Origin of the sequence: Gardnerella vaginalis, from assembly GCF_001546485.1 — a bacterium.
GTDB classification, from domain to species: Bacteria; Actinomycetota; Actinomycetes; order Actinomycetales; family Bifidobacteriaceae; genus Bifidobacterium; species Bifidobacterium vaginale_D.
This window is the reverse complement of the sequence record NZ_KQ956849.1, coordinates 1-14310: the sequence shown is the minus strand read 5'-3', so window position 1 is coordinate 14310 and position 14310 is coordinate 1. Positions and strand designations below refer to the sequence as shown.

General features: G+C 43.4%; 12 protein-coding genes. 4 read left to right on the top strand and 8 right to left on the bottom strand.

Going from position 1 to position 14310, the window contains the following annotated elements:
* Positions 1-166 precede the first annotated feature (166 nt).
* The 5 genes from thrS to HMPREF3208_RS02095 form a co-directional block, all read right to left on the bottom strand.
* Positions 167-2197 (bottom strand): threonine--tRNA ligase, encoded by a 2031-nt coding sequence (gene thrS / locus HMPREF3208_RS02115; RefSeq protein WP_016636671.1) that lies wholly within the window; start codon positions 2195-2197, stop codon positions 167-169.
* 196 nt (positions 2198-2393) lie between these two features.
* Positions 2394-3275 (bottom strand): metal ABC transporter permease, encoded by an 882-nt coding sequence (locus HMPREF3208_RS02110; RefSeq protein WP_064347013.1) that lies wholly within the window; start codon positions 3273-3275, stop codon positions 2394-2396.
* On the bottom strand, positions 3276-4244 hold the full coding sequence (locus tag HMPREF3208_RS02105; RefSeq protein ID WP_016636674.1) for a metal ABC transporter permease: 969 nt from the start codon (positions 4242-4244) through the stop codon (positions 3276-3278).
* Complete coding sequence (locus HMPREF3208_RS02100) at positions 4244-5041, bottom strand: metal ABC transporter ATP-binding protein (protein WP_064347011.1); 798 nt, start codon at positions 5039-5041, stop codon at positions 4244-4246. Before HMPREF3208_RS02100 ends, HMPREF3208_RS02105 begins: the two co-directional genes overlap by 1 nt.
* A gap of 73 nt (positions 5042-5114) precedes the next feature.
* Positions 5115-6296 carry a metal ABC transporter substrate-binding protein gene (locus HMPREF3208_RS02095; protein ID WP_064347008.1) on the bottom strand — a complete coding sequence of 394 codons (1182 nt, stop codon included), beginning with the start codon at positions 6294-6296 and terminating at the stop codon, positions 5115-5117.
* Positions 6297-6808: 512 nt separating this feature from the next.
* Between HMPREF3208_RS02095 and HMPREF3208_RS02090 the strand changes: the two genes are divergently transcribed.
* The 3 genes from HMPREF3208_RS02090 to HMPREF3208_RS02080 all read left to right on the top strand — a co-directional run bounded on the left by HMPREF3208_RS02090 (position 6809) and on the right by HMPREF3208_RS02080 (position 9812).
* A complete protein-coding gene (locus HMPREF3208_RS02090) occupies positions 6809-7900 on the top strand; it encodes an ADP-dependent NAD(P)H-hydrate dehydratase (RefSeq protein ID WP_064347006.1) in 1092 nt (363 codons plus the stop codon).
* A gap of 108 nt (positions 7901-8008) precedes the next feature.
* A complete protein-coding gene (locus HMPREF3208_RS02085; RefSeq protein ID WP_064347003.1) occupies positions 8009-8701 on the top strand; it encodes an HAD family hydrolase in 693 nt (230 codons plus the stop codon).
* A gap of 178 nt (positions 8702-8879) precedes the next feature.
* Positions 8880-9812: a LysR family transcriptional regulator gene (locus tag HMPREF3208_RS02080; protein ID WP_064347001.1), complete on the top strand. Its 933-nt coding sequence runs from the start codon at positions 8880-8882 to the stop codon at positions 9810-9812.
* A 161-nt stretch (positions 9813-9973) separates the two neighbouring features.
* On the opposite strand, the gene HMPREF3208_RS02075 is transcribed toward HMPREF3208_RS02080, so the two are convergent.
* Genes HMPREF3208_RS02075 through lepA form a run of 3 tightly spaced genes read right to left on the bottom strand, consistent with a single transcriptional unit; the run spans position 9974 to position 13725 of the window.
* Positions 9974-10429, bottom strand: a complete 456-nt coding sequence (locus HMPREF3208_RS02075) for an SLC41A family transporter (RefSeq protein ID WP_016636681.1) — start codon at positions 10427-10429, stop codon at positions 9974-9976.
* Positions 10430-10486: 57 nt separating this feature from the next.
* A complete protein-coding gene (gene hemW, locus HMPREF3208_RS02070; RefSeq protein WP_064346999.1) occupies positions 10487-11791 on the bottom strand; it encodes a radical SAM family heme chaperone HemW in 1305 nt (434 codons plus the stop codon).
* Positions 11792-11844: 53 nt separating this feature from the next.
* A complete protein-coding gene (lepA, locus tag HMPREF3208_RS02065; RefSeq protein ID WP_032814752.1) occupies positions 11845-13725 on the bottom strand; it encodes a translation elongation factor 4 in 1881 nt (626 codons plus the stop codon).
* A gap of 198 nt (positions 13726-13923) precedes the next feature.
* Here lepA and rpsT point away from each other — a divergent pair, with 198 nt between their 5' ends.
* A complete protein-coding gene (gene rpsT / locus HMPREF3208_RS02060) occupies positions 13924-14184 on the top strand; it encodes a 30S ribosomal protein S20 (protein WP_004127335.1) in 261 nt (86 codons plus the stop codon).
* The last annotated feature ends 126 nt before the right edge of the window (positions 14185-14310 follow it).

Below are 14310 nucleotides of genomic sequence, written 5' to 3'. Positions count from 1 at the left end.
AATAAGCAAAACACCGTTACTAACTCAGCTAATGAACTGAAAAAGTAACGGTGTAGGCGATTGAGATATAAAGAAGCCCACACAACGTTAAGAAATGTGGGCTTTTGCTCGTTAAGATTCAGCTTACACCGAAACTTACGTTAGCGTTTAAATTAGCTAACTTCAATCACTTAGTGTAACGCTCGAAATCTTCTGCAGTATTCACTTGCACGCGCTGCTTAATAATGGACAAAATCCACTCTTTAGCTTGCGCAACAGGAACACCGTTCAACTGGCTGCCATCGCGGAAGCGGAAGCTCACAGCATTGTTGTTCACATCCTCTTCACCAGCAATCAATGTGAAAGGCACCTTAGACTTAGAAGCGTTACGAATCTTCTTGCCAAAGCGATCGTCGGAGCTGTCCATTTCGCAACGAACCATATTCTCTTCCAAATCACTAATAAACTTTTGCAAGTGTGGAGCAAACTCGTCCGCAACAGGAACGCCAGTTACTTGAACTGGAGCTAACCATGCTGGGAATGCGCCTGCATAGTGCTCAAGCAAAATAGCGAAGAAGCGCTCAATAGAGCCGAAGAGTGCGCGGTGAATCATCACCGGACGCTGGTGGCTACCGTCAGCCGCAATGTACTCCAACTTAAAACGCTCAGGCAAGTTGAAGTCAAGCTGAATAGTAGAAACCTGCCAAGTGCGACCGATTGCGTCGCGAGCTTGCACAGAAATCTTCGGCCCGTAGAATGCAGCTCCACCTGGATCGTCCACGAGTTCCAAACCAGACTCTTTAGCAACCTCAGCCAAAGTATTAGTTGCTTCTTCCCAAATCTCGTCGGAACCAACAAACTTGTGCTCATCCTTAGTGGAAAGCTCCAAGTAGAAGTCGTTCAAACCAAAATCTTTAAGAAGACCAAGCACAAAATTAAGCAAGCTCTTCAACTCATCGCGCATTTGCTCGCGAGTGCAATAAATGTGCGAATCATCCTGAGTCAATCCGCGCACGCGAGTTAAGCCATGCACAACGCCAGACTTCTCGTAGCGATACACAGTACCAAACTCGAACAAGCGCAAAGGAAGCTCACGATAAGAACGCTGGCGAGACTTGAAGATTAAGTTATGCATTGGGCAGTTCATTGGCTTCAAGTAGTAGTCAGCACCTTGGCGAGTTACGTTACCGTCTTCGTCACGCTCTTCGTCAAGCTTCATTGGAGGATACATGCCATCCTTATACCACTGCAAGTGGCCGGAAGTCTCATACAAGCCGCCCTTAGTAATATGCGGGGTTTGTACGAAGCTGTAGTGATGCTTGCGGTGCTGCTCGCGCGAATAATCTTCCATTGCGTTAATAATTGCAGCACCCTTTGGATGGAACACTGCCAAGCCTGGGCCAATCTCGTCTGGGAATGAGAACAAATCCATCTCTTGACCAAGCTTACGATGATCGCGCTTAGCAGCCTCTTCCATGCGAGTTGTGTAAGCCTTAAGCTCTTCCTTGCTAGGCCATGCAGTGCCGTAAATGCGCTGAAGCATAGGATTCTGCTCAGAACCACGCCAGTAAGCTGCAGCTACACGCTCAAGCTTAAAAGCCTTAATATAACGCGTATTTGGCAAATGCGGTCCGCGGCACAAATCGCTCCAAACCTTATTTCCTTCGCGATCCACATTGTCGTACATGCTAAGCTCATGCTTGCTAATTTCACCAGCAGCAGCCGGATCAAGAGCAGCTTCCTTATCCCCAATCAACTCCAACTTATAAGGTTGATTTGCTTCTTCTTCGCGCGCTTCATCTTCTGTGACAACGCGACGACGGAAACTTTGCGATTCTTTAATAATGCGCTGCATATGCTTTTCGATTTGTTTCAAATCGTCTGGCGTAAATGGAGTATCAACATCGAAATCATAGTAGAAGCCGTCTTTAATTACAGGACCTACGCCTAACTTTGCGTCTGGTCGAATTTCTTGAACAGCTTGAGCCATCACGTGAGTAGCGGAATGACGCATGATTGCGATGCCATCTTCACTATCAAGTGCTACTGATTCCACGGTATCGCCGTCATGAAGAGGCGTGTACAAATCACGCAACTCGCCATTTAAACGCACGGCAATAATATTTTTATCTTCCGCGAAAAGTTCAACGCCAGTGAAGCTTGCATCCACCTCCTTGCGTTCCTCGTTTACAGTGATGGAGATGGTATTTTCAGCCATAATTGTCCTTTTCTATCGGGGTCTTGCGTTACTAATGTGCAGACCTGGACTTGCGTGGCGCCGATAAAACTTACGCGATGAAACAATCAATAAAACGCGCAAAAACGACGTCAATTGCACGCATTTTTCACGCACAATTCATTGATACTTTAGGACAACAGAGCGACTTTTAAGACTCGTTTACTCAAGAGCGTTTTCAGCTACTTTTCCTCGACGTACATGCCCATCTTGATGAAAAATCATGAATTGTTATAAAAATACTTTCACTAATCTTAACTATTAAGAAGAAAGCACCAGCAACAATCGCAATAGTGCCGCCTGCAGAAAGCTTGAGTATTACAGCAAACGCTAATCCTGTGAGCGCTATCAAAACAGATGAAATTACGCATGCTAGCACAAATTTATTAATAGAGGCAATTCTTCCCTTGAGTGCAGCCGCAGGAGCAGCAATAAGAGATACAGAAACAACGGTTCCAACTGCTGGAATAATAACAGAAACAGTAACAATAATCAGTGCAAGAACCATACCTTGTATAAAACCAGATTTTCCGCCAGCAGCACGATAATTAATCGGGTCAAATGAGCAGTGCACAAGATTAGCTGCGTTAAAAACCCACAATCCGAGAACTAGTAGAAAAGCAACAGATGCTGAAATCACGTCTGCAGGAGTGCAATTAAGCAAAGAGCCAGTTAAAAATCCTTCAATACGTAAAGGCAGTGGAGCAAACCACTTATTTAAAAAGTATCCACTAGCAAAACCGACAGTAAGCGTAATTCCAGCTGCAGCTTGCGAAGAAATACCTTTAATATGCGAAAGCGCGTACATGACGAAAGAAAGTACTACGCATGCAAGAGCTGCACCAATAAATAAGCCTAAGGAAAGCACATTCTGATCAATCGTATACATCGACGTGCATACTACACCAAGAACAGCTCCTGGGAAAGCTGCGTGCGTAATGGATTCTGTAAAGAATATGCGCTGATTAAGAAGAGCAAGAGAACCAACAAAACCACATAAAGCACCAACCACTACTGCTTCAACTATAGGGAGTGCAATAATTTGCCAAATACTTACCATTTAAGCTCCCCGCTTTTCTAAGATTGATTCATGCAGTTTATGTACTTCATGCGATTCACGCACTTTATGTGATTTATGTGCTGGAATTATTGAGGAAACAAATTGTATACACCAACGGAGTATGAGCACAACTATAAACATTGCGCACATGCTTAAAGCGATTGCTGCTTGAGGAGAAACAGGATGATCCAAATCAAGATTCATAACATACATACCAAGCACAACGCCAGCAATACCAACCGCAATACCAACCGCAACCATTCGTCCCACGGTGCGAGCAACTAATCGCGCACTAGCACCAGGAATCACAAGGTATCCAATAACAAGCAGTACACCGACTGCAGAAGACGCAGAGACTACAACTGCTGCAATACCAACATTGAGCACAATATCTACTAACAGCGTACGAGCACCCATCAGCGGCGCGCTTGCACGGTCAAAAGCAACAATAATCTGCTGCTTCCAAGTTGCTAATAGCACAATAATTGCAAATAAGCAGATCCACATAGCTTGAGTCATGCGTTCGTCAGTAACATCAAGAAGCCTACCAAACATAAGCGATTCAAGCTGCCCAGACATATCACCTTTTTTCAAAGAAATTACTACGCCCAATGCGAAAAAAGTGGTAAGCACTGTAGCAATAACAGATTCGTTAATACGCGCCGACCGCGATGCCCATACCAACGCCGCAACTAAGAATACGGCACAAATTGCAGCACCTGGAATAATGTGATCAATGCCACCATACAAAGCTCCGACCACTATTCCGGGGAAAATGCCATGAACAATAGCTTCTGCATTAAATTCAGCACATCGCAAGTTTACGAATACACCGACAATTCCGCTAGCTATAGAAAGCACTATTAGTAAGCAAAACGGTCGAAAAATATAAGGCGCAGAAGCAATAAAATCAAAACCTGGAATTGGTTCCAACGCTTGCCTTAACGACTCAACTAATCCAGCAAGCATTATTCTTGACTTTCTTTTGCTTGATTATTTTCTTGAACATTTGATCGAGTTTCCGCTTGAACATTCACCCGAGTATCCACATCAGCCATTTGTGAAAGCGTAAGACCAGCAGATGCAGCAGGCATACTGCCACCGTAAGCGCAAGTAATATTTTCTTTCGTCATCACTTCTCTCAGCGGACCAAACGCAACCTGATGCCCTGCCAAAAGCAACGCTTTTTCGCAAATCGCATCTGCTATTACCAAATCGTGAGTAGAAACAACGAAAGCTATACCCTCTTGCTTCGCTGCTTTCATAATATGAAGAAGTTCACGACGATTCGGCTCGTCAAGACCATTAAAAGGCTCGTCAAGCAAAATAAGCGTAGGATGTGCAACAATGGCGCGCGCAAGAAGAATGCGCTGACGCTGGCCGCCAGAAAGATCACCAAATCGCACATCTGCGCGATGCAATAATCCAACATGATGAAGAGCGTCCTCAACGGCTTTTTTCTGATCTTTTTTCAGCAAACCAAGGAATCCAGTTTTTCTGCTTAAGCCCATTGCTACGACTTGCCGAGCAGTAATTGGAAAAGTTAAATCTAAATCCACTTGCTGCGGCACATAACCAATAGACAAGGTTTTTGGCATGCGCAGTTCGCCACCACTTACGCGCACAATACCAATAATAGCTTGCAAAAACGTAGTTTTTCCAGAACCATTTGGACCAATTAAAGCCAAAGCTTCCCCAGCTTCTACACTGCCGTTAAGCCCAGTTACTACCGTTTTATAACCGTAGGCTAGGTTGCAATTTTCCATTGCAAGGACGCTCTTATTCACTATATTTCCAGTCTTTTTAGTGTTTATTTATATTGCACATGTAGCTTTATTACTACTTTTTCAGTGCAGCTTTTACAGATTCAGGAAGAGCTGGAACTTTACCATCCCAAGCCTTCACAAGAGTCTGAACATTGTGAACAATAGAGCCAATGTAAGTTTCACCAGCAGAACCAACTGGCCCTAAGGAATCACCATAAAGCGCATCATCGCCAATAATAGCCTTAACGCCTGCAGCGGAAGCCACAGCCTTAATTGACTTGGAATTATTGGAATTTTCTGCAAAGATTGCCACAGCACCCGACTTCTTAACGTCTTCAGCAGCCTGCTTAATATGATCAGCGGTAGCATCTTGCTGGCTGTTGAAGTCAGAAAGTGCTGCACCAATGAACTTTACATTGTAGTCGCGAGAGAAGTAACCGAATGCGTCATGAGAAGTAAAGAGAACACGATGCTCCTGTGGCACACTGTTCAAAGCTTCAGTGGCCCAAGCGTCCAAATCAGTCAAAGCTTTAACGAACTTTTCAACATGCTCATCGAAAATCGTCTTGCTTGCAGGAAGGGCTTTGCCTAAGAATGCACCAATATTCTTCACCTGAATCATGGTGTTCTTCGTGCTAGTCCAAATATGCGGATCGTACTGGAACTCAGGCTCCTTTTCGCCTTCTTCTGGAGGGAATGGCCACTTTTCAGCATGAACCTTGGCAATACCGCGGTCAACCTTGTATGGAAGATTCTTTTCTTTAGCTAATTCTGCTTTTGGATCCTTGATTTCATCAGCAGTGAGAATGCCGGAGGTAACACCCATTGTGCCTTTGAAACCAGTAGCCTTTACTGCTTGATCCAAGAAGTGTTCAAGATCAACACCGGAAACAAGCATTAAATCAGCTTTGGAGAGAGCTTTGGATTGTGCTGGAGTCATTTCGTGCTCATGAGCAGAAGCGTTCGGCGCAAGTAGGCAGGTTAAGTTAATTATTGACTTTGCTTTGTTTGCTGGAGCACCAATTACAGACTTTTTACCCTGGGAATCGGTTTTATTAAGACTTAAACCAGAATTTGCGTCCGCAGTTGACGCGATTTGAGTTACGTAATCGCAAATTTGCGTTGTTGTTGCCACTACGTTTACTTGATTTCCTTTTGCATTATTTTCTGCAGTTTTAGCAGAGCCGCAAGCGCTCATAGAAGTAGCTAACAGTGCAACCGCAGCGGCAGTTGCGAAAATTCGTGAAGTTTTCACACTTGTTCCTTTCGGGAATCTTTACTGTTATTGCATGGCTTGATTGCAGGAGGTCTCATGAAAGTTGTTCATGAAAAAAATAATCATTCGCAATAACGCTTATAGCATATGAAAAATATGTACGTCGGTCAATGAAAAATACGAAAAAACGCGATTATTTTTACAAAAATGCGTTTCGTAAATTTTTTGTCTGATATAATGCACATTTTCAAAATAAGAGTCGTGTATTTTCGCTGTAATTTGTCGTAAAAAATGGCAATATATCAACAAAATAATGAACATGATTATAATGTTTCAACAAATATGAAATACTGCATATTGTTCACTAAAACACGCTGCAACACGCCGCAACACCCCCATTGCGCAGAATAACAAAAAATTACAAAAATTTTCAAAACTTTACAGATTAAAATAAGACATATGTTTATATAATCAAACAAATGCTTAAGCAATATTGAGAGTTGTTCAGGGACAATTAAGAGATATAACGCACGCCTATTAAACTAAACGGTATGATTGACGACATGCCTTTGTTGAAATACAATTCACACAATTCCAACGATGCCAGTAATGCCAGTGATTTCAGCACTCACCAAAGTTTCAGCACTCACCAAAGTTTCAACAATTCCCATACTTGCCACGATTCCAATGAAGTTCTTGTAGATACACATCTTGCTGCAACATGTCTTCGCACACCACGCTCTGAATACAACAAGTATTCTAGAGGCGTTCTTGGCATAGTAACCGGTTCTCAAGAGTATCCTGGAGCCGCAATACTCAGCACCCGAGCAGCAGAGTACAGCAATATTGGCATGGTTCGTTACGCAGGTCCTTTACGCGCACAAAATCTTGTGCTTCAATCAGCACCAGAAACAGTTGTATGTGAACGATTAGAAGGAACAGTTCAGGCTATAACTGTCGGCTCTGGAATACCCGATGCCACTCATTGCAATACCGATGAAACCAAAGCTCAACGAGATTATATTTCGGAAATACTAGCAAAATACGCTACTAACACAGAATCCACAAATGCACTTCCACCAATCTGCGTAGATGCTGGAGCATTAGATTTACTGCCAAAAAAAGTTTGCACAAAAGTAGTTGTAACGCCGCACACAGGAGAATTGTGCTCTGTTTTTCAACAATACGGATTAGCAATAAATGCGCAGCAAATAGCTAGCAATCCAGTGCACTATGCTCAAGAAGCAGCAAATCTTACGGGAGCAACAGTACTTCTTAAAGGTGCAAAAACGGTTGTTGCCTCACCAAGCAATCTCCATATGCCAATATATGTTGCTCAATACGGTCCAACTTGGCTTGCAACTGCAGGATCTGGAGATGTTCTTGCTGGTATTCTCGGTGCTTTACTTGCACAACAAACAGCACATTGCACAAACTACGCACTTGTTGCAGCAAGCGCGGCAGTAATTCACGGCATTGCTGCAATTTTGGCATCTTACAGTTGTAGCGACAATAATTGCACACAGATTATGCAAAGTATGGTAAAAACTGAAAAGCCACTTATGTTTGAACATCCGATTGTGGCAAGCGACATTATTACCGCACTACCCCATGTTTTCGGCATGCTTATCAACCTTAAGTAAGCATGTAAATATGTAGATACGCAAATACTCAAATACGTACGTAACAATGAGTGATAATAAAAATAAAAAATAATATGCATGAAATATGCAACATGCACGTAACAACAAATGCGCAAATACTGCAGCATAGAGGAAGGAATACTTATGACTGATACACCAAGTGTTGAAATTCACGACGTTATGTTCGATTATTGCCGAGTACTACTTGAGTGGAATTGCCGCAATTGTTTGCAACAACAGTTCCCGAATTTAGTTGATACGATTTGCCCTAACGGCAGTTTTGGAAAGGATGATTTAGCAGGATTCTACGAGTTTGAGGATCGAATGGACGGTGGAGAACTGTTGAACGATCTTATGCCTGAGTATGAGCATCGTTTTGGCAGTGAATTTGCTGAAGCCTTCCGCTGGTATTGCGCACATTATGATCAAGTTTTGACTCGCATGATGCCTGGAATGGTTGATTTATTGCGTGACCTGCGTAAAGCTGGATACGGCGTATGGGGGTTAACAAATTGGTCAAGTGAAACTTTCCCATTAGCACTTCGCAAATTCCCGGAACTGTCAACACTGTTGCAAGGTACGATTATTTCTGGAATTGAACACTTGCATAAGCCACAGCCGGAAATTTTTGAGCTTGCTATGAGTCGTTTCGGGTTGCGCGCTGAACATACAGTGTTTTTTGACGACAAGCCAGTAAATATTGATGGCGCTCACGCTGTTGGTATGCATGCTTTTGTGTTTACAACAGCTGAGCAAGCACGTAAAGATTTACTGTCTGTAGGCGTGCAACTCTCATTGTAGTGTAAATTCTCATAAACTATTTACATAATTCTTGAATAATTTACCTCTCAAAAGACTCTTATTGTATTGCACGAACTATGCCGATACCTTTTGCTACATTCATTACAGTTATTACAGTTTGTTAGTTATGTGATTGCTAGCTATGAGCTCAACTTTTAGCGCGTGAAGGATACTTAAGATGACTTTATTGCAGTTGAAATATATTGTAAAAATCGTTGATTGTGGATCTATGAATGAAGCTGCGCGCGCATTGTATATTTCCCAGCCTGCGTTAAGTTCATCGGTAAAAGAGCTTGAGCATGAGCTCAATATTGAGATTTTTACAAGGTCTACTCAAGGAATTGCGTTAACAGCTGATGGTGCCGAATTTTTGACGTACGCTCGACAAGTCATTGAGCAGGCTGATTTGCTTGAAGAACGCTACAAAAGTACGAAGCCTCGCCCACAATTATGCAGCGTGGCAACACAGCACTACATGTTTGCTGTTGAAGCATTTGTTGACATGATTCGTAGCATTCATTCCGACGAGTATGAATTTTCTATTCGTGAAACGCGTACTAAAAATATTATTAAGCAAGTAAGCGATATGCGCGCAGATCTCGGTATCTTGTATCTTTCTGACTATAACAAGGATGTGATCGGCAAGCTGCTTCGCGAAAAACATTTGGAGTTCCACCCACTTTTCCGAGCAAAATTGCACGTTTTTCTTTCCAGAAATAATCCACTTGCTGTACGCAAAAGCTTGAGCTTGGAAGATTTAAAGCCATACCCGTTTATTCAATACGAACAGGGAGAAGAAGGAAGTTTCTTCTTCGCAGAAGAAGCAGTGTGGCCTAGTCGTCCACCGAAAAAAATTAATGTTTCTGACCGAGCTACTATTTTAAACTTTATTATTGGGTTGAATGGTTACACTGTTTGCACTGGAATAGACAACGGCGATTTAAACAACGAGAAAATCGTTACTATTCCGCTTGAATGTGATGACACTATGCTTGTTGGCTGGATTACTAACGAACGTACGAAACTTTCAAAAGCTTCACTTGCTTACCTTGCGCAGCTTAAATCTGTGCTTGTAAAACACGGCTATACGCTTATTGATTCACAAAATTAACTTATAATTTATAACTTATTAGCTTATGACATGTTGAATTATCAACACGTCATCAAGGAAGACTCATGATAAGTAAAGCTAACTTGCTATTAACAAGGCGAGTACTCGTTTAGCAAGCACCCGCCTTCATCATTAACAACATTCTTATGCTATAGGTACTTCTAAAGAGCAGTACCATGCTCATCAAGACGAGGATTACGTTTTGCATTACCTAGCGTAAAGAACAAACCAAAAACGCCCAGAGCAAACAGCACTGCAATAGTTATAACAAGCACTATTGGTTGACTTGGGAACCACATAATCACCAAAAATGCGAATGCAGAAAGCAATAGCACAGTCCAGGAGCAAACACCCACAACCTTACGAACAGTATTCCACGTATCATCACCAGTCTCAGCACGATGAATATTACGTGCTAAACGCTCTTCTTCAGCCGTCACATTAGAAGTCGGCTTCCAAGGACCAGCACCCTGTTCCTGCAACCTGCGCGAACGCTCTTGTAAATTATACTCATCAAGCATGCCGCCACGAGCGCGACCTTTTGTTTCATCATATTGAGAAGGAATCCCCTTGCGACTTTGCCTTTCCCTAGCACGACGCTCTTTCCTGTTCGCCATGACTATTCCTTTCTACGTTGAATTTTCGCCTATTGCGCATTATGACACAATTACGAGTTATTTTAGCACGGTCAAGCCGTTTTCACACGCATCTACGATTTTTTCAATAAGCAAATCGTTTAATAGTCTTCCTTTACGCGTTGCTATGAGCCTATCTCCATGCGTATTTGCAAGAGCTTCATTTTTTACTTCAATCATTGCTTTTTGCAAGTAAGAATCGTCAAAAATGCCTTGATTTTCACCTTGATTTTTGCCTTGTTCTTCATCACAATTGTTGCGCATTTTTTCACATAATTGCGAAATATTAAGACCTTCTTTAAGACGAAGACCGAGCATGACTTCTTCTATCAGCGCATCTTCTGCGTTTATGCATTCGTAGTTTTGCCATGGCACGTTTCCAAGATTTATAGCATGCGCCCATCGCTTTGGGTGCAAAATATCCCATGAGCGAAGATTATAAAACTCGTCTGCATGAGCTAAAGAAGCGTCATCATCCATGCTTTGCTTACTTATGCGATTCGCAGCATTGTAGTGCGAGTGCGCTCCAGGACCAATACCAGCCCAATCAATATTTCGCCAGTATCCAAGATTGTGTTGAGATTCAAAACCTGGGCGCGCCCAATTAGAAATCTCGTACCATTCTAAGCCAGCAGAACTAAAAAGTTCGTCTGCTATTTCGTATTTTTGAGCTTCATCATCATCGTCTGGAGCATGAATAATACCTTGAGCGATTTGGCGACCCATTTTTGTGCGTGGCTCTACCGTTAGCGCATATGCAGAAATATGGTTAACACCTAGGTTTAAAGCCATTTCTACTGACTTTCGCCAATCGTCTAAACTCTCCCCCGGAGCTCCATAAATCAAGTCAACACTTGAACGCAAGCCACAAGCATTCGCCGCTTTAACTCCGCGCTCTACGTTTTCTGGAGTATGCGTGCGGTCAAGCGTTTGTAGCACATGCGGCACAGCTGATTGCATTCCGAACGATATTCGCGTAAATCCGCCTTCTGCAAGCGTCTCAATATACTTCTCGTCTGCAGTATCTGGGTTTGCTTCAGTAGTAATTTCCGCACCAGTTTTCAATCCCCACAAGTTTCGTATTTCTTGCAAAATACGCACTAAATCTTGTGCTTTAAGAACTGTTGGAGTACCACCACCAAAGAAAACAGATTGCGCTTCAGGCTCGAAAATCCCGTGAAATTCCTGCCATTTTTTTACAAGACGCATTTCACGAATCGCAACATCTGCATAACCTTCGCGACTTGCACCCTCACCCAAATCGCGAGCCGTATACGTGTTAAAATCGCAATAACCACAACGACGCAAGCAAAACGGCACGTGCACATAGACTTCAAAAGGCATGATTGAATGCGAATCTTCACTGGTCTTGTTCGATTCAAAATTCAATATAAGCCTCAGCCTTCAGACTTTTGTGCTGCACGAATCTTATCTTTCGTATCGCGATCGTTTGCACTCTCGTCTGTAGCCAAAGCAGCAACAAACGCTTCTTGCGGAACCTCAACGTGTCCAAGCATCTTCATGCGCTTCTTACCAGCCTTCTGCTTTTCGAGAAGCTTACGCTTACGCGTAATATCGCCGCCGTAACACTTAGCAAGCACGTCTTTCCTAAGAGCGCTAATCGTTTCGCGAGCAATAATACGCGAGCCGATTGCAGCTTGAATTGGAATCTCAAACTGCTGACGAGGAATAAGGCCGCGAAGCTTCTTCGTCATCATAACACCGTAAGAATAAGCCTTATCGCGATGCACAATCGCGCTAAAAGCGTCAACCTTATCTCCCTGAATAAGAATATCAACCTTAACAAGGTCAGCAGCTTGCTCGCCGTCCTCGTGGTAGTCGAGAGAAGCGTAGCCTTTTGTGCGGCTTTTAAGCTGATCGAAGAAGTCAAAAACGATTTCTGCAAGAGGAATTCTGTAGTGCATTTCCACGCGGTCGGCACTAATGTATTCCATTGTGCCCATTTCTCCGCGATGATCTTGGCACAAATCCATTACAGCACCAATAAACTCTTTCGGCGTAATAATATCAGCCGCAACCATTGGCTCAATAATGCGCTTAATCTTGCCTTCAGGAAACTCGCTAGGATTTGTTACGTGATGCTCCTTACCATCTTCGCTAGTAACGTCGTAAGTTACGTTAGGAGCAGTGGAAATAAGATCCAAGCCAAACTCACGGCTTAAGCGCTCGGAAACAATCTCCATGTGTAGAAGACCTAAGAATCCACAGCGGAAACCGAAGCCCAATGCAACCGACGTTTCTGGTTCGTAAAGAAGAGCAGCGTCGTTAAGTTTGAGCTTGTCGAGAGCATCTCGGAGTTCTGGGAATTGCGCGTTGTCGATTGGGAACAATCCCGCATAAACCATAGGCTTCGGGTCGCGGTAGCCATCTAAAGGCTCGGACGCTGGATTCGCAGCGCTGGTAATCGTGTCGCCAACTTTAGATTGGCTCACGTCTTTTGCACCTGTAATTACGTAGCCAACTTCTCCCGCTCCAAGCGCCTTAGTTGGAGTCATATCTGGGCTAATAACACCGATTTCAATAGGATCGTGCGTCATGCCGATTCCCATCATGTGCAGCTTTTCGCGCGACTTAAGTTCGCCATCAACCATACGGATATAGGTGACGATTCCGCGATACGAATCGTAGACGGAATCAAAAATAAGCGCACGCGCAGGAGCATCAGGATTTCCGTTTGGGGCTGGAACTTCAAGAACGATTTGGTCAAGAAGATCCTTTACACCTTCGCCGGTTTTACCCGAAACGCGCAGCACATCCTCCGGCTTGCAACCAATTAAGCCAGCTATTTCTTCAGCATGCTTATCTGGCTCAGCACTCGGCAAATCGATTTTGTTAAGAACAGGAATAATTGTTAAATCGTGGTCAATTGCCATATAAAGATTGGAAAGAGTCTGCGCTTCAATGCCCTGAGTTGCGTCAACAAGTAAAACTGCACCTTCGCATGCTGCTAGTGCACGCGAAACTTCATACGTAAAATCGACGTGACCAGGGGTGTCAATCATGCCAAGCGAATACTCTTTGCCCTCAAAGGTCCATGGCACTCGAACAGCCTGAGATTTAATAGTAATTCCGCGCTCTTGCTCAATATCCATGCGATCAAGGAAACGATCGCGCATTTCGCGCTCTGGCACGATTCCAGAAAGCTGCAAAATGCGATCAGCAACCGTAGACTTGCCGTGATCAATATGCGCAATAATGCAGAAATTGCGTATCAACGACTGATCCGTAAATCCTGGCTGGTTATGCGGTGTAATCAAAGCAAGCATCTCCTTAGTAAATACGCGTACAATATGAAATTGCGCAAGCTACGCAAGTAATCTATCCTACCAACTCTACTACCCTATTCTACGACAGTAAACGCCGGAGAAATAATAAAAACTAATCAAGTTATCCAAGAAGCATGATATGCTTATTCTTTGTATGTCCTTATATAGCAAACGTCGTTTGGAGTAACAGTGGCAAACATTAAGTCGCAGAAGAAGCGCGTTCTCACTAACGAGAAGGCACATAAGCGTAACGTAGCAGTGAAGTCTGCTTTGAAGACCGCTATTCGTGCAACTCGTGAAGCCATCACCGCTGGTGATAAGGCTGCAGCGCAGGCCGCTTTCGCAGTAGCCGCTCAGAAGCTTGACAAGGCTGCAGGTCGTGGTGTGATTCACAAGAATCAGGCTGCAAACCGCAAGTCCGGTCTTGCTGTAGCGATTAACGCTCTGTGAAGTTTGTGCAGGTAACTGCATAACACAGCATGTAAGGAAAATCCCCAGTGCCAAATTGGTACTGGGGATTATTTTTACAGCATATGCAATATTAGGGTTATAGGCCAAAAGTGTGTAAAGCTAAGC